At 73.5% G+C, this 16437-nt stretch carries 14 protein-coding genes; 5 read left to right on the forward strand and 9 right to left on the reverse strand.

The window, feature by feature from the left end; all coding sequences use genetic code 11:
• Positions 1-75 precede the first annotated feature (75 nt).
• Positions 76-2727, reverse strand: coding sequence for an ATP-dependent DNA helicase (locus CP968_RS13470; protein ID WP_150518260.1), 2652 nt, complete (start codon positions 2725-2727; stop codon positions 76-78).
• 118 nt (positions 2728-2845) lie between these two features.
• Here CP968_RS13470 and CP968_RS13475 point away from each other — a divergent pair, with 118 nt between their 5' ends.
• Positions 2846-3199, forward strand: a complete 354-nt coding sequence (locus tag CP968_RS13475; RefSeq protein ID WP_150518261.1) for a hypothetical protein — start codon at positions 2846-2848, stop codon at positions 3197-3199.
• A gap of 149 nt (positions 3200-3348) precedes the next feature.
• Positions 3349-4398 carry a C40 family peptidase gene (locus CP968_RS13480; protein ID WP_150518262.1) on the forward strand — a complete coding sequence of 350 codons (1050 nt, stop codon included), beginning with the start codon at positions 3349-3351 and terminating at the stop codon, positions 4396-4398.
• 12 nt (positions 4399-4410) lie between these two features.
• Here the strand turns inward: CP968_RS13480 and CP968_RS13485 are convergent, their stop codons facing one another.
• From CP968_RS13485 to CP968_RS13495, 3 genes are all read right to left on the reverse strand, one after another.
• Positions 4411-5514: an alpha/beta hydrolase gene (locus CP968_RS13485; protein ID WP_150518263.1), complete on the reverse strand. Its 1104-nt coding sequence runs from the start codon at positions 5512-5514 to the stop codon at positions 4411-4413.
• Positions 5515-5604: 90 nt separating this feature from the next.
• Positions 5605-6294: a LuxR C-terminal-related transcriptional regulator gene (locus tag CP968_RS13490; protein WP_150518264.1), complete on the reverse strand. Its 690-nt coding sequence runs from the start codon at positions 6292-6294 to the stop codon at positions 5605-5607.
• A complete protein-coding gene (locus CP968_RS13495) occupies positions 6291-7583 on the reverse strand; it encodes an ATP-binding protein (RefSeq protein WP_150518265.1) in 1293 nt (430 codons plus the stop codon). The genes CP968_RS13490 and CP968_RS13495 overlap by 4 nt, the downstream gene beginning before the upstream one ends.
• Positions 7584-7714: 131 nt before the next feature.
• Here CP968_RS13495 and CP968_RS13500 point away from each other — a divergent pair, with 131 nt between their 5' ends.
• Entirely contained in the window at positions 7715-9022 is a 1308-nt protein-coding gene (locus CP968_RS13500; protein ID WP_150518266.1) for a PspC domain-containing protein, read from the forward strand.
• Complete coding sequence (locus CP968_RS13505) at positions 9009-9233, forward strand: hypothetical protein (RefSeq protein WP_150518267.1); 225 nt, start codon at positions 9009-9011, stop codon at positions 9231-9233. Before CP968_RS13500 ends, CP968_RS13505 begins: the two co-directional genes overlap by 14 nt.
• Here the strand turns inward: CP968_RS13505 and CP968_RS13510 are convergent.
• From CP968_RS13510 to guaA, 4 genes are all read right to left on the reverse strand, one after another.
• Positions 9179-9691 carry a DoxX family protein gene (locus CP968_RS13510; RefSeq protein WP_167536802.1) on the reverse strand — a complete coding sequence of 171 codons (513 nt, stop codon included), beginning with the start codon at positions 9689-9691 and terminating at the stop codon, positions 9179-9181. The genes CP968_RS13505 and CP968_RS13510 overlap by 55 nt on opposite strands.
• A gap of 18 nt (positions 9692-9709) precedes the next feature.
• Positions 9710-11008: a hypothetical protein gene (locus CP968_RS13515; RefSeq protein WP_150518268.1), complete on the reverse strand. Its 1299-nt coding sequence runs from the start codon at positions 11006-11008 to the stop codon at positions 9710-9712.
• Between the two features lie 60 nt (positions 11009-11068).
• Positions 11069-11842: a class II aldolase/adducin family protein gene (locus tag CP968_RS13520; RefSeq protein WP_150518269.1), complete on the reverse strand. Its 774-nt coding sequence runs from the start codon at positions 11840-11842 to the stop codon at positions 11069-11071.
• Positions 11843-12036: 194 nt separating this feature from the next.
• On the reverse strand, positions 12037-13623 hold the full coding sequence (gene guaA / locus CP968_RS13525) for a glutamine-hydrolyzing GMP synthase (protein ID WP_150518270.1): 1587 nt from the start codon (positions 13621-13623) through the stop codon (positions 12037-12039).
• A gap of 295 nt (positions 13624-13918) precedes the next feature.
• Here guaA and CP968_RS13530 point away from each other — a divergent pair, with 295 nt between their 5' ends.
• Positions 13919-14179 carry a chorismate mutase gene (locus CP968_RS13530; protein ID WP_150518271.1) on the forward strand — a complete coding sequence of 87 codons (261 nt, stop codon included), beginning with the start codon at positions 13919-13921 and terminating at the stop codon, positions 14177-14179.
• A gap of 435 nt (positions 14180-14614) precedes the next feature.
• On the opposite strand, the gene CP968_RS13535 is transcribed toward CP968_RS13530, so the two are convergent.
• Complete coding sequence (locus CP968_RS13535) at positions 14615-16369, reverse strand: GMC oxidoreductase (RefSeq protein WP_150521903.1); 1755 nt, start codon at positions 16367-16369, stop codon at positions 14615-14617.
• Positions 16370-16437 lie beyond the last annotated feature (68 nt).

Raw genomic sequence — 16437 nt, forward strand, 5'->3', positions numbered from 1 at the left:
GCGCGCTCCTCCCCGCCCACCCGAACCGCCCACCCGAACCGCCCGCGGCTGTCGCCGCGGGCGGTTCGCGTCGCGCTAGAGCTTCTGCACCGGCGCGTAGCGCAGCAGCAGCCGCTTGGGCTTGTCGTCGCCGAAGTCGATGGTGGCCTGCGCGTCCGCGCCCGCTCCCCTGACCTCCATGACGGTGCCCAGGCCGAACTGGTCGTGCGTCACGCGGTCCCCGACCGCCAGCGCGATGACCGGCTTGTCGGCCGCGCGGCGCGTGGCGAAGCCGGACGGTCCCGTCTTCGTGCGCGACGAGGACAGGAACGACTCGGGGGACGTGCCGAACGTCGCCTTGCCGCCGCCGGAACCCGATCCGGAGCCCGAACCATAACCGGAGCGCATCGGTCCGGCCGGTTTCTGGGAGGCGCCGGTGCGCTTCCACTGCAGGTACTCGGCCGGGATCTCCTCCAGGAACCGCGACGGCGGGTTGTAGGAGGGGGTCCCCCACGCGCTGCGCATCGAGGAGCGGGTCAGGTACAGCCGCTCGCGCGCCCGGGTGATCCCGACGTACGCGAGGCGCCGCTCCTCCTCCAGCTCCTTGGTCTGGCCCAGCGCGCGCATGTGCGGGAAGACCCCGTCCTCCATGCCGGTCAGGAAGACCACCGGGAACTCCAGGCCCTTGGCGGTGTGCAGGGTCATGAGCGTGATGACCCCCGTGCCCTCGGTCTCCTCGTCCGGGATCTGGTCGGAGTCGGCGACGAGCGCGACCTGCTCCAGGAACTGGGCCAGCGTCCCGGGCCCGGCGGCCGCGGCCGCCGCACCGGCCGGATCGGCCGCGCCGACGCCACCGTCCTGCGCCCCCGCCCCGTCCGCGGCGCCCTCGGCGACACCGACCGCAGCCGCGTCGTCGGTCCCGTCCGCCGTCGTCCCGTCCGCCGTCGCCTCGGCCGCCTCCGCCGCCGCGGCCTCGCGCGCCTGCTCGAACTCCAGGGCCACGGCCGCCAGCTCCTGGAGGTTCTCGATCCGCGTCTCGTCCTGCGGGTCCGTCGAGGCCTGGAGCTCGGCGAGGTAGCCCGTGCGCTCCAGGACCGCCTCCAGCACCACCGCGGGGCCCGCGCCCGAGTCGACGATCGTGCGCAGCTCCTCCATCAGCACGTTGAACCGCTTGACCGCGTTGGTCGAGCGGGCGGCCATGCCGAAGGCCTCGTCCACGCGGCGCAGCGCCTGCGGGAAGGTGATCTTCTCGCGCATCGCGAGCGCGTCGATCATCGCTTCCGCGCGCTCGCCGATGCCGCGCTTGGGCACGTTCAGGATGCGGCGGAGCGGGACGTTGTCCTCCGGGTTCGCCAGCACGCGCAGGTACGCGAGGACGTCGCGGACCTCCTTGCGCTCGTAGAAGCGGACGCCGCCGACGACCTTGTAGGGCAGGCCGACCCGGATGAAGATCTCCTCGAACACGCGGGACTGCGCGTTCGTCCGGTAGAAGATCGCGACGTCGCCGGCCTTGGCGTCGCCGGCGTCCGTCAGCCGGTCGATCTCGTCCGCGACGAACTGGGCCTCGTCGTGCTCGGTGTCCGCGACGTAGCCGGTGATCACGGCCCCGGTGCCGGCCTCGGTCCACAGGTTCTTCGCGCGGCGGTTCTCGTTGCGCTCGATGACCGCGTTGGCGGCGGAGAGGATCGTCTGGGTGGAGCGGTAGTTCTGCTCCAGCAGGATCGTCGTCGCGTCCTTGTAGTCCTCTTCGAACTGGAGGATGTTGCGGATGGTCGCGCCGCGGAAGGCGTAGATCGACTGGTCCGCGTCACCCACCACGCACAGCTCGGCGGGCGGCAGGTCCGGGTAGCCGGTGCCGACCAGCTCGCGCACGAGCGTGTACTGCGCGTGGTTGGTGTCCTGGTACTCGTCGACCAGGACGTGCCGGAACCGGCGCCGGTAGTGCTCGGCGACGTCCGGGAACGCCTGGAGCAGGTGGACCGTGGTCATGATGATGTCGTCGAAGTCGAGCGCGTTGGCCTCGCGCAGCCGCCCCTGGTACATCGCGTAGGCCTGGGCGAGGGTCTTCTCGAAGCCGTCGGCCGCCTGATCGGCGAAGGCCTCGTCGTCGATCAGCTCGTTCTTCAGGTTCGAGATCTTGGCGTTGAAGGCCTTCGGCGGGAACTTCTTCGGGTCCAGGTCCAGATCGCGGCAGACGAGCGCCATCAGGCGCTTCGAGTCGGCCGCGTCGTAGATCGAGAACGAGGACGTGAAGCCGAGGCGCTTGGACTCGCGGCGCAGGATGCGCACGCACGCGCTGTGGAAGGTGGAGACCCACATGGCGTTGGCGCGCGGGCCGACCAGGCCCTCGACGCGCTCCTTCATCTCGCCGGCGGCCTTGTTGGTGAAGGTGATCGCCAGGATCTGGCCGGGGTGGACGCCGCGCGCGGACAGCAGGTGCCCGATGCGGTGGGTCAGCACCCGGGTCTTCCCCGAGCCCGCGCCGGCCACGATGAGCAGCGGCGAGCCGGCGTGCACCACGGCCGCGCGCTGCTCCGTGTTCAGGCCGTCCAGGAGCGCCGCCGGGTCGATGACGGGCCGGGGGGCGCCGTCCCGGTAGTACGCGTCCGTGCTCATCGGCACGTCGAACCGGCCCCCGAAGAGATCGTCCGCGCCCGTTTCCGGAGCGGGGTGATCCTCGGGCGGCGGGGGGACCTCGTCGGAGGGGGTGAGGTCCGCCAGGAAACTGTCGTCAAAGAGGCTGCTCATCGCCTTCCGAGTCTAGGGGGCGGGACCGACAGCCGGTCCCGGGCCGGGAAAATCGGCGGTATCCCGCCCCGGGTCCCCGCCGCGGGGGCGCGGAAGGCCGCCCCGTACGCTCGACGGCATGAGCGTCCTGATCAACGTGTTCCTCGGCCTCCACATCATCGGCATCGCCTCGCTCCTCGGCGGTTTCCTGACCCAGCTGAAGGCGATGGGCGCCGGCACGGCCCGCTTCGTGCCCGCGATGCTGCACGGGGCGCTCACCATGCTCGTGACCGGCGTGCTGCTCGTGGGGTTCCGCGAGATGGACGGCGGGACGGTCGACAACGTCAAGATCGGCGTGAAGCTCGCGGTCCTCTTCGTGATCCTCGCCCTCGTCTACGTCAAGCGCGACGAGGAGCGGTTGGACAAGGCGCTGTTCGGCGCGGTCGGCGGCCTGACCGTGGCCAACATCTTCATCGCCGTCCTCTGGCACTGATCCGCTCCGGTCCCCGGCGGCCACGTCCGGTCGCGTCCGCTCACCTGCGGTCACAACGGGGCACTTGCGATCATCTCGTCATCTTCCCGTGACCTGCGGGTCTAGCGTCCTCCTCCAAGCACCGGCCGAGGAAAGGACGTGAGGCCCTCGTGGCCAGTCATCGAAAGCCCAGGCAGCGCCCGCTCTCCGGCGGCACCGTACGGACCGCCGCCGCCCTCGCCCTCGCGGGCGCTGCCACCGCCACCGTCTTCGACGGCACCTCGCAGGCCGACCCCCGGCCCGCCCCCGCCCGGATCGAGTCCGAGGTGGACCGGCTGTACGAGGAGGCCGAAGCGGCGACCGAGCGGTACAACGGGGCGAAGCAGGAGGCCGACGACGCCGAGCGGGCCCTGAACGGCCTGCGCGACGAGACGGCCCGCAGGACCGACCGGCTCAACACCGCCCGCAGCGCCCTGGGCACCCTCGCCGCCACCCAGTACCGCGGCGGCTCCCTGGGCACGGCGGTGCGCCTCGCACTGGCCCCCAACCCCCAGGAGTACCTGGCCCAGGCCTCCTTCATCGCCCGCGCCGGCGACCGCAACGCCGCCGGGATCGCCGCCGTGCGCCGGCAGCTCGACGAGGTCGGGAGGCTGCGCGAGCGGGCCGCCGGGCGCTCGTCCGAGCTCCGCGCCCGCCGGGACGAACTCGCCGGACGCAAGGCGCAGGTCGAGGCCCGGCTCGCCGCCGCCCGGCAGCTGCTGGCCAGGCTCACCGCCGAGGAGCGCGCGGCCTACGAGGCCCGGACCGCGGGTCCGGCCGCGGCGGCCACCGCGGCCGCGGGCCGGGCCGAGCCCCCGGCGCCCTCCGACGGCTCCCGCGCGGCGCGCGCCGTCGCCTTCGCCCGCGGCGCCCTCGGCAAGCCGTACGTGTGGGGGGCGACGGGCCCGGGTTCCTTCGACTGCTCGGGGCTGACCCAGGCGGCCTGGCGTGCGGCCGGGGTCTCCCTCCCGCGCACCACCTACACCCAGATCAACGCCGGCCGGCGGGTCTCGCGCGACCAGCTCGCCCCCGGCGACCTGGTGTTCTTCTACTCCGGGGTGACGCACGTCGGCCTCTACATCGGCAACGGCCAGATGATCCACGCACCCCGGCCCGGCTCGACGGTCCGGGTGGCCCCGATCGACTCGATGCCGTGGGCGGGCGCCGCGCGTCCCGCGTGACCGGGGCACCGGCTACGGCGCCTGCACCGTCCCGCTCAGCCAGCCGAAGGTCTGCGGCAGCTGCTTCGACCACGATTCGAGGTTGTGTCCGCCGACGACCTTCTCCGCGTGCACCGAGGTCGGGGCCTTCGCCGCCGCCTTGAGGTCCATGCCGGACAGGTAGCCGTCGTTCTGCGCCCCCGACATCCACAGTGCGACCGGCGGCGGGGCCGGCGTCGTCTTCAGCACGTGCAGCAGGTTGTGGGTGCGGCGCAGCTCCGGGTCCTGGGCGATCAGCGAGGAGGGCTCCTGGCCCGGGTCGTTGTAGCCGGACAGGGAGACGGCCGCGCTGTAGCGGTCGGGGTGGGCGATGGCCAGTTTGGCGGCGCAGTAGGCGCCGGCCGAGTAGCCGGCCACGCCCCAGGTGCGGGCCTCCTCGGAGGCCCGGAAGTTGTCGACGACCATCTTGCGGACGTCGACGCTGAACCAGCTGTCGGCGTTGACCTTGCCGGGGATGTTGGCGCAGCCGGTGTCGGCGTTGCCGAGCAGCATGGCGCGCGGCGAGACCAGGATGAACGGCTGCACCGTGCCGTTCTTCATCAGGGGTTCGAGCACCTCGTGCGCCTTGAGCCCCTGGAACCAGGACTTTCCGGTGCCGGGTATGCCGGGGATCAGCTCGACCACCGGGAACTTCTTGTCCTTGAAGGCGGGGTCGTCGTACTGCGGCGGCAGCCACACCATGACGTCGCCCTTGACTCCGGAGATCTTGCCGTCGAGCTCCGTCTTGCGGACCCGCCCGCCCAGGCCCTCCACCGGCTGGAACTGCTGGCGGACCTTGGGCGCCTCGGCCACCTTCGTGCCGCCGAGCCCGTCCGGGCCGAGGTCGGGGGCGGCGGTGACGTACTTCCCGGTGCCGAACAGGTCGCCCCAGGAGGCGTAGAAGGTCTGGTCCCGGTTGACCGCGACGAACACCAGCGCGACCGCGGTGACCTGGGCGAAGAGCACCAGCAGGGTACGGGTGAGGACGCGTACGGCCGCGGGCCCGCGCACCTTGCTCCACACGGCCAGCGGCAGGACGACGGCGAGCGCGGTCAGCGCGATCACCGCAGCGAAGAACGGGGTGCCCGTCAGGCTCATCACGGGAACGTAGAGTTCCGCACGGCCCGCCCCGGTTGCCCGGGCGGACTGCGTGATAGATCACATCGGCGGCGCCGGGGTTTGCCCCGGTCAGACCAGGCGGCGGGCCGTCGCCCAGCGGGTCAGCTCGTGGCGGTTGGAGAGCTGGAGCTTCCTGAGCACCGCCGAGACGTGCGACTCGACGGTCTTCACGGAGATGAACAGCTGCTTGGCGATCTCCTTGTACGCGTACCCGCGCGCGATCAGCCGCAGCACCTCGCGCTCCCGCTGCGTGAGCCGGTCCAGGTCCTCGTCGACCGGCGGGGCGTCCGTCGAGGCGAAGGCGTCGAGCACGAAGCCGGCCAGCCGCGGCGAGAACACCGCGTCCCCGTCCTGCACCCGGAAGACCGAGTCCACCAGGTCGGCGCCGGTGATGGTCTTGGTGACGTAGCCGCGCGCACCGCCCCGGATGACCCCGATGACGTCCTCCGCCGCGTCCGACACCGACAGGGCGAGGAAGCGCACCGGGTGCTCGGCCGCGGCCATCAGCGGGGCGCAGCGGCGGAGCACCTCGACCCCGCCGCCGCCGGGCAGGTGCACGTCGAGCAGGACGACCTCGGGCCGGGTGGCGGTGATGACGGTGACGGCCTGGTCCACGTCGGCGGCCTCGCCGACGACCTCGACCCCGGTCCGCTCGGTCTCCCCGATCTCGGCCTGCACCCCGGTGCGGAACATCCGGTGGTCGTCGACGAGCACCACCCGGACCCGCCTGCCCTCGGTCACAGCGCTGTCCTCCGTCATGCCGACCTCTCCATCTCCAGTTCGACTTCCGTGCCGCCGTCGGGCGCGGACCGCAGCCGTGCGGTCCCGCCGTTGCGCTGCATCCTGCCGATGATCGATTCTCGTACGCCCATGCGGTCGTCCGGTACGGCGTCGAGGTCGAAGCCCGGGCCCCGGTCCCGTACGGACACGAACACCGTGCGGCCTTCGACCTCGGCGTAGACCTGTACCGGCCCTCCGTCGCCACCGTACTTGGCGGCGTTGACCATCGCCTCGCGCGCGGCCTGGACCTGGGCCGCCAGCCGTTCGTCCAGCGGGCAGTCGCCGACGACCACGACCTCGATGGGCACCCCGTGGTGGTCCTCGACCTCGGCGGCCGTCTCCTTCACGGCGTCGGCCAGGGTGGCCGGCTCCTCGGCCTCGTCCTTGCCGGTTCCCTCGGGCCGGTAGAGCCAGTTCCGCAGCTCGCGCTCCTGCGCGCGGGCCAGCCTGCGGACCTCGCCGGGGTCCTCGGCACCGCGCTGGATCAGGGTGAGGGTGTGCAGGACGGAGTCGTGGACGTGGGCGGCGACCTCGGCGCGCTCCTGGGCGCGGATGCGCATGAGGCGTTCCTGGGAGAGGTCCTGGGTCATCCGGATCAGCCAGGGCCCGGCGAGCAGGGCCACGCCGACGAGGACGGCGAGGGTGGCGGTGAGGACGTTGCCGAGCTGGGCCGCGGAGCCCCGTACGACGATGAAGACCGTCAGGCCGACGCCGACCAGGACCACCCCGGCCAGCGCCCGCGCGGTCTGCAGCAGGCCGCCGTGCCGTCCGGCCGCCGCGTTCCAGTGCGCGCGCCGGGCGTTGTCGGCCTGCCGCCAGACCAGGACGACACCGGCTCCGACCAGCAGGGTCGGCCACACGTAGCGGCCGGACTCGCCGCCGAGCTGGACCTTGGAGATGAAGATGCCGGCGCCGGCGAACAGCGCGACCAGGGCGGTGACCTGCCCCCGGTCGGGTTTGCGCAGGCGGCGGCTGCCGTCGTCGAGGGTGTCGAAGAAGGAGCGGTGCCCGGTGCGGCCGCCGACGCCGAGCGGCACGAACACCCAGAACGCGGCGTACAGCAGCACCCCGAGCCCGTCGCCGAACATCAGCAGGCCGAGGAAGGCCAGCCGGACCCAGATCACCGGCAGCCCGAGGTGCCCGGCGAGCCCGCGCGCCACCCCGCCGAGCATCCGGCCGTCGGCGCTGCGGTAGAGCCGGCGCTGCGGTGCGGACTCCGAGGGCGGTTCCGGTGCGTGCGGGGTGCGGGGTGCGGCGGCTGCGGGCATGTCACCGATGGTCACACGCGCGGGGGTGGCGCGGCATCAGGGCATGCCCCCAGTTCCGTCGGGGGGATATCAGGGTTGCGCCAGGGTCGGACCGGGTGCCGCCGGCCGTCGCGGGCCGTCACCATGGACGCATGACCGACGTACACGACGCCCCGCCGGCGGAGCCCGGGGCCCCGCGCGGCCCGGCGGAACGGCCGCCCCTGCGCCGCACCCGGCGCGACAAGGTCCTCGCGGGCGTGTGCGGCGGGCTGGGCCGGTACTTCGACCTGGACCCGGTGGTCTTCCGGATCGTCCTGGGCGTCCTGGCGGTCACCGGCGGCGTCGGTCTGATCTTCTACGGCTTCGCCTGGCTGCTGCTCCCGCCGGAGGACGAGGAGGAGAGCGAGGCGAAGAAGCTGCTGACCGGCCGGATCGAGGGGGCCACCCTGGCGGCGGTCTTCGCGGCCCTGGTGGGCTGCGCGCTGTTCCTGTCGATGCTGGACAACGGCGGGATGGCCGTCTTCTCGGTCCTGGTGGTGCTGGCGCTGGGCGGGGCCGCGTACTGGTCGCAGCGCAGGCGGCTCACCGGCGCGCCCGAGGCCGAGGCGCCCGCCGCACAGCGGCCCGCGCACTCGCCGGCCCCGCCCGAGACCAAGGCCCCGCCCGCGCCCGGCGGGCCGTCCTGGTGGCGGGACCCGCTGGTCAAGGACGGCACCACCGGCCCGGTCGGGTCCACGGGGTACCTGTGGGGCCCCGCCGACGACGCCGTCCCCGGCCGGTCCGGGGGCCCGGCGGTGCCCGCGCCGGCCGTGGCGCCGGATCGGCCGCGCGGCGGGATCGGCGGCCGGGTGTTCGTCCTGGCGCTGCTGGCCGGGGGCGGTTCGGCGGCGGCCGTCTGGGAGGACGGGCCGCTGGCCCACGCCCTGCAGATCGGGCTGGCGTCGGCGCTGGCGGTGTTCGGCCTGGGCCTGGCGGTCAGCTCGCTGAAGGGGCGCACGGGCTTCGGGACCGTGTTCCTCGGCGTGGTCACCGCCGGGCTGCTGGCCGGGGCGTCGGCGCTGCCGCGCGACATCGGCACCGACTGGCGGGCGGTCGACTGGCGGCCGGCCGCGGTGGCCGACGTACGGCCCGCGTACGCGGCGGGCACCGGGCTCGCCACCCTGGACCTGAGCCGGCTGGACGTGCCGAAGGGCACGACCGTGTCGGTCGGCGCCTCCCTGAAGGCGGGCCGACTCAAGGTGGTCCTGCCGCGCGAGGTGACGGCCGAGGCCGACGTGTCGGTACGGCTGGGCGACATCCACCTGCCCGGGGAGACCGGCGAGGACTTCCGGATCCGCAGCGGCGGCGAGACCCGGCGGGCGACGCTGCCGCCCAGCGCCGGCACCGAGGCCGGCGGGACGATCGAGCTGCGCCTGGAGGCGGGCGTGGGACAGGTGGAGGTGGACCGTGCGGCGTCATGAGTTCCAGCCGGGACGGCTCCTGGCGGGCCTGGTCCTGATCGCGGCGGGCGTGCTCTACCTGCTCGACGCGACCGGCGGGGCCGACCTGCCGTGGTTCCTGGTCGTCCCGGTGACGGTGGGCGGGCTCTGCCTGGCCGCCCTGGTCGGCATGGTGACCTACGCCGTCCGCCGGGACCGGCGCGACCGGATCAGCGCGTCCAGCGACAGGTAGGGCGCGCCGGCGAGGAGCAGCGGGAGCCAGGCCATCAGGTAGACCAGGTCGTTGCCGTAGTAGTACGGGCTGACCTGCCAGGACACGGTGAGCCACAGGCTGAGCGAGATCAGCGCCCCGCCGAGGGCCGCGATCCGGGTCAGCAGCCCGGCCAGGACGCCGAGGCCGACGAGGAGTTCCCCCACCGCGATGGCCGTGCCGAAGGCGACGGGGGCGTCGAGGGCCGCGTCGACGAGGCCGGGGACCGCCGAGCCGTCGCGGACGGCGCGCATCTGGTCGCCGACGGACCCGTCGCCGGCGGCGGAGAGGAACGCGGGGTCGGTGAGCTTGTCCAGGCCCGCGTAGACGAAGGTGACGCCCAGGAAGATCCGCAGGGGCAGCAGCGCGTAGTGGGCCGCCCGCTCCCTCAGCACGGACACCTTGGACGGGGCGGGTTCAGGGACGTCGGTTCGGTTCACGGGTCATGTGTACCCCGATCACTCGGCGACGTCGATGGTGCAGCGGTTGGATTCCACTCCGGCGGCGGTCACCACCTGGACGTCGACGCGCCCCGGTTCGACCTCGGCGGGCACGGGCACCGTCAGCACCGCGTCGGACGGGTTGGCGAATCCGCCCGCCACCGGCACCAGCGGTACGTGGACGTGCACCGCCCCGATCCGCACCACCAGCCGGGCCAGCATCTCGGGGGTCTGCGCACCGGGCGGCACGAAGCCCACCCCGCGGATCTCGATGTCGTCCCCGGGCCGGACGGCCGCGTCCAGGTCACCGGGCTCCCGCCGGCGCACGACCGACAGCACCATCGGGCGGCCGCCCTCCGCGTACTTGGCGGCCAGGTACACGGCCGCCGACAGCGCCACCAGCAGGGCGAGCGACCACGGCAGCCGCGGCAGCCGGTCGGGGAAGCGGGCCAGCGACACCGCCGCGTGGACCAGGGCCACCGTGGAGGCGAGCACGTACTGCGCGTCGGGAAAGGAGCCGCGCCCCGCGTCGTCGGTCAGCAGGTCCGCCCCGCGCGGCCGGTCCGCGGGCAGCTTCTGCAGCCGCTGGCCCGTGATCCGTACGGAGACCACCCGGCGCACCAGCGCGGCCACCAGCGACGTCAGCGCCACCACCGCGAGCAGCGGCAGCGCCCCGGCCAGCGCGAACCCCTCGTACAGGGCCTGTCGTTCGGGCCCGGGGGCGGAGGTGGCCAGCCGCAGCGCGGGCAGCAGCGCGGCGAAGGCGGTGAGCAGCGCCCAGGCGCCGGGGACGGCCTTCGAGGTCGACAGCCGGTTGTCCTCGCCGACCAGCGGGGCCAGCAGCCCGCCGCGCACCGACTGGGCGCGGGCCGCGACGGTGAGCAGCCCGGCCAGCAGCAGGGCCGCCAGCAGTCCGGCGGTGCGCGCGGTGGACCAGCCGGTGCCGAGGGCGGCGGCGACCTGGACCAGGAGCAGGACCCCGGCGGCCAGCCACACGGCGAGCACGGCCCGCCGCGAGAACAGGTACAGCCAGGAGCTGCCGGCCTCCCGGCCGCGGTCGGCGACGGTGCGGGCCGACAGGGTCAGCTCGTCGGAGACCCACTGCCGGGACGCGCCGTGGGAGTGGGCCACGGCGTCCGGCACCCCCTGGCCGGCGGCGAACTCGTCGCGCTTCTCCCGGAAGGCGGCGACGGCGCGGCGGTGCCCTTCGCGCGCGCACTCCTCGCAGGAGCAGGCGGCGGTGTGGGTGGTTCGGGAGATCTCTTGGACAGCCACGTGCGTGCCGCCTCTCTGGACAACGGTGCGGTGCCAGCGCATTGTGCACCACCGCGGCGGGGCCCCCGTCCGCGCTCGATGTCAGAGCAGGTGATTAACGGTTCATGGGGTTGACGCCACCGGCGGGGCCGCCCGCAGGCGCAGCGGCTGGTAGTTCGCCCAGGCCGCCAGGTCGGTCCCGAACCGCTCGCGCGTCGCGAGCGCGCCGTGGTGGTCGATGAGCACCGGCTTGCCGGCCGCCCCCGCGATCAGCTGCACCTGGGCCGCCCGTTCGGCCGCGACGAACCACCAGACGGCGGCGTCCACCGAGTCCCCGACCGTGAGCAGCCCGCGGTTGCGCAGGATCAGCGCCTTGTACGGGCCCAGGGCGCGGGCGGTCCGGTCGGCGTCCTCGACGCCGGTGTACTCGTCGAGCAGCGCGTGGTCCTCGTAGAAGGCGCAGGCCTCCTGGGTGATGGGGGCCAGCAGTTCGCCGAGCGCGGCGAGCGCACGGCCGTACGGTCCCTGCGTCCGGACGACCGCGACCGCCGCGGGGCGGGCGCGGTGCACGGCGGCGTGCGCGGCGAAGGCCAGCCCGTTGACCCGGCGCTCCCCCTCCAGGACCCGCCCGTCGCCGTCGACCAGCAGGAGGTCCGCGGGGGCCACGGCGGCGAACGGCCGCCCGAAGGGGTTCACCCAGTAGCAGTCCTCGTGCTCGGGGTCGCGGGCGCTGAGGTGTCCGGCCACCCCGTCCTCGTACCCGAGCGCGCCCAGCAGCCGCAGCGCCTCGGCGAGCCGCTCCTTGCGGTGCGCGCGCTCCTCGTCGGCGGTGGCGAACTCCGGCGGCATCTCGAAGCCCAGCCGCTCCACGGGCACGGGGACGGGTCGCTCGGCCATGGGCGCTCCTTCGACGGCTCGGCTCGGCTCGGCTCGGCTCGCGGCGCAAGGTACCGGGGAGCGGGCGAGGAGAACAGACCCGCGGCGGGAGCGGTCCGGGAAAGCGCCGGGGCCGCGGCGCCGGCGGGGCCGGGAAACGGCGGAGCCGCCGTCCCGGTGGGGAACGGCGGCTCCGTGGCGCGTGCGGGCGGGGACTACTCCCACTCGATGGTGCCCGGGGGCTTGCTCGTGCAGTCGAGGACGACGCGGTTCACGTCGGGGACCTCGTTGGTGATGCGGGTGGAGATCCGCCCCAGCACCTCGTACGGCATGCGCGTCCAGTCCGCGGTCATCGCGTCCTCGGAGGAGACGGGGCGCAGCACGATCGGGTGGCCGTAGGTGCGGCCGTCGCCCTGGACGCCGACGCTGCGCACGTCCGCGAGCAGGACGACCGGGCACTGCCAGATCTCCCGGTCCAGACCGGCGGCGGTCAGCTCGTGGCGGGCGATGGCGTCGGCCTCGCGCAGCAGGTCCAGGCGCTCCTTGGTGACCTCGCCGACGATGCGGATGCCCAGGCCGGGGCCGGGGAAGGGCTGGCGCTGGACGATCTCGTCCGGCAGGCCCAGCTCCTGGCCGACCATCCGGACCTCGTCCTTGAACAGCTGGCGCAGCGGCTCGACGAGCTCGAACTCGATGTCGTCGGGGAGGCCGCCCACGTTGTGGTGGGACTTGATGTTCGCGGTGCCGGTGCCGCCGCCGGACTCGACGACGTCCGGGTACAGGGTGCCCTGCACGAGGAAGGCCACGTCCGCGCCGCCCTCGGCGATGATCTCGGCCTGGGCCTGCTCGAAGACGCGGATGAACTCGCGGCCGATGATCTTGCGCTTGGTCTCCGGGTCGGAGACGCCGGCCAGCGCGTTCAGGAAGCGCTCCTGCGCGTCGACGACCTTGAGCTGGACGCCGGTCGCGGCGACGAAGTCCTTCTCGACCTGCTCCGTCTCGCCCTTGCGCATCAGGCCGTGGTCGACGTAGACGCAGGTCAGCTGAGAGCCGATGGCCTTCTGCACGAGGGCCGCGGCGACCGCGGAGTCGACGCCGCCGGACAGGCCGCAGATGGCGCGCTTGTCGCCGACCTGCTCGCGGATGGCGGCGACCTGCTCCTCGACGATGTTGCCGGTGGTCCAGGACGGGGCGAGGCCGGCGCCGCGGTAGAGGAAGTGCTCCAGGATCTGCTGGCCGTGCGTGGAGTGCATGACCTCGGGGTGGTACTGGACCCCGTACAGCTTCTTCTCGTCGTTCTCGAAGGCCGCCACCGGGACGACGTCCGTCGAGGCGGTGACGGTGAAGCCCTCGGGGGCGGCGGAGCAGGCGTCGCCGTGGGACATCCACACCGACTGGTTGTCGGGGGTGCCCTCGAAGAGGGTGGAGCCGGACTTGGAGACGGCCAGCGGGGTGCGGCCGTACTCGCGGGCACCGGTGTTGTCGACCCGGCCGCCGAGGGTGACCGCCATCAGCTGGAAGCCGTAGCACATGCCGAACACCGGGACTCCGGCCTCGAACAGGGCGCGGTCGATGCCGGGCGCGCCCTCCTCGTACACGGAGGACGGTCCGCCGGAGAGGATGATCGCCTTGGGGTCCTTGGCCAGCATCTCGGCCACCGGCATCGTGCTGGGGACGATCTCGCTGTAGACCCGTGCCTCGCGGACGCGGCGGGCGATGAGCTGGGCGTACTGGGCGCCGAAGTCGACGACGAGAACCGTGTCCGGGGCGCTGTCGTGGGCGGCGGAGGGTGCTTCTGGCACGGGGCGGCCTTCCGGCGGAAGAGGTGGCTGTTTTGTCGATTCTAACGGGGGCCGCCGACCCCTCTTCGTCTCACCATCCGAACCGGCTTGGCCCGCAGGGGGACGGGTGGGCATAATCCGTCCCGTGCGCAAGCAGCTGAGCTTCCTCTTTACCTATGGCACCGGCCGGTCCGGTCGCCATGGGTCGTCGTGATGCTCGCTTGAGCCGCTGACTTCCCGGAGCGCCCCGGTCCGACAGGACCGGGGCGCTCCGCGTTTCCCGCCTCCTGTCGGCCTCACCCACAGGAGAACCGCCGTGACCACGACCACCACCCCCGAGCAGCTCATCGCCGACTCCCGCACCCGCATCGACGCCCTCGACGACCGGATCATCGGTCTGATCCAGGAGCGGATGGCCGTCTCCACCGTCATCCAGGAGGCGCGGATCTCCTCCGGCGGGCGCCGGGTGCACCTGTCCCGCGAGATGGAGGTGCTCTCGCATTGGAGCGGTGCCCTCGGAAAGCCCGGCACCACACTGGCCCTGACCCTGCTGGAGCTGTGCCGGGGCCGCGTCTGAGCCGGCCCGCGGGCCCGCCGCGGCCCGTGTGACGCCTGTTCGTCACTCGTCCGGACCGTGACCGCCCCCGACGGCCTTCGTTGGTGGGGATGTCCGCGCCAGCCAGGCGCGGGGACCGCAACACCACGCGTGGCTTCGCCGGAGCGATGAGACGCACGCCCCCGTGGAGCGTGCGTCGTGGGACCTCGCTCCTCGCGTGACCGGACGGCAGGGGACAGCAGCCCGGTCATACCGTGAAGGACGGCCGGCCCGGGGGACGCCCCGGGCCGGCCGTTCCTCCGCGCCCGCACCCGGACGGCATCCCCCGGGCCTCGCCTTCACCACGTGACGCACGCCATAACCCGGTACCGGCGATTCCGGTACAACCATCGACGCTGACCACATGTCACCTCATGCATGCGGGGACTGCGCTCGGAGGGGGAGCGCAGTCCCCGCCTACGGCGCCTCCCGCCGGGCCGGGACCTCCGGCATCCCGAGGAACGGCAGGCGCAGGGCTCCGAAGGCCTCCTTGGGGACCGCCGGGCCGACCGGCTCCACCGCGGCGAGACGGACGTAGGCCGCGCCCTGCTCCGGCCGCGGATCGCGGTCGCCGTTGTTCGGCCAGTACGACATCGCCCGCTCCGCCTGCGCCGTGATCGTCAGCGACGGGTTGACCCCGAGGTTCGCGGAGACCGCCGAACCGTCCACCACCGAGATGCCCGGGTGCCCGTAGAGCCGGTGGTACGGGTCCACCACGCCCTCCGCCGGCGACGCGCCGATGGGGCACCCGCCGAGGAAGTGGGCGGTGAGCGGGGTGCCCATCAGCTCGCCGATGTTGCTGCCCGCGAAGCCGTTGATCTCCTCCGCCAGCAGCGTCGCGGCCCGGGTGGCCTCCGCGATCTGCACCGGGTTGGGGGCGCCGTGGCCCTGGCGGGCGGTGAGCAGGCCCTTCCCGATGCCGCCCGGCTTGCGGTAGGTGGTCAGCGAGTTGTCCAGCGACTGCATGACCAGGCCGATGATGGTCCGCTCCGACCAGCGCCGGTTGGACAGCGACCGGGCCAGTTGGAGGGGGTGGCGCGCGGTGCGCGCGAACCAGGCCCGGACCCGGTGCCGGGCGTACGGCACTTGAAGGACCGTCATGAATCCCATGGCGTTGGAGCCCTTGCCGTAGCGGACGGGCTCGATGTGGGTGTCGGCGTCGGGGTGCACCGAGGAGGTGATCGCCACGCCCCGGGTGAAGTCGGCCCGCCGGTCCGCGCCGTGCCGCCTGCGGTAGCGCCGGTCGTCGGTCTGCGCGCCGACCAGGCCCTCGGAGTTGGTCCGGGTCAGCTCGCCGAGCCGCGGCGACAGGCGCGGCAGCTCGCCGCGGTCCTTCATGGTGTGCAGCAGGGTCTGGGTGCCGTACGTGCCCGCCGCGACCACCACGTACCGGGCGCGCAGCACCTTCGCCGGGCCCGTGCGGCGGTGGTCGGTGGGGACGGTTCGGACCCGGTGGCCGCCGTCGGGGTGCTCGGAGAGCGCGGTGACCGTGGTCATCGGGTGGATGACGGCGCCGGCCCGCTCGGCGAGGTGCAGGTAGTTCTCGTTCAGGGTGTTCTTCGCTCCGTGCCGGCAGCCGGTCATGCACTCGCCGCACTCGGTGCACGCCGAGCGGGCGGGCCCGGCCCCGCCGAAGTACGGGTCGGCGGCCTCCTCCCCGGCCCGGACCCTGACCCCGCCGTCGGCGTCCGCGCCGTCGCCGAAGAAGACGCCGACCGGGGCCATGTGGAAGGTGTCGGCCACGCCCATCCGGGCGGCGGCGGCCTTCAGGTGGACGTCGGAGGGGGTCATGGTCGGGTTGAGGCGCACCCCGAGCATGCGCGTGGCCTGGTCGTAGTAGGGCGCGAGCTCGCTCTGCCAGTCCGTGATGGCCGCCCACTGCCGGTCCTCGAAGAAGGCGGCGGGCGGCACGTACAGGGTGTTGGCGTAGTTGAGCGAGCCGCCGCCCACCCCGGCGCCCGCGAGGACCATCACGTTGCCGAGCAGGTGGATGCGCTGGATGCCGTACAGCCCGAGGGCCGGGGCCCACAGGTAGTTCCGCAGGTCCCAGCTGTTCTTCGGCAGGCTGTCGCGGGTGAAGCGGCGCCCCGCCTCCAGGACGCCGACCCGGTAGCCCTTCTCGGTCAGCCGCAGGGCCGCGACCGACCCTCCGAAGCCGGACCCGATGACGATGACGTCGTAGTCGTAGCCGTGGGACTCGGACGTCGCTTCGGACGTCGCTTCGGACTTCGACTCGGATG

Source organism: Streptomyces subrutilus, from assembly GCF_008704535.1.
GTDB classification, from domain to species: Bacteria; Actinomycetota; Actinomycetes; order Streptomycetales; family Streptomycetaceae; genus Streptomyces; species Streptomyces subrutilus.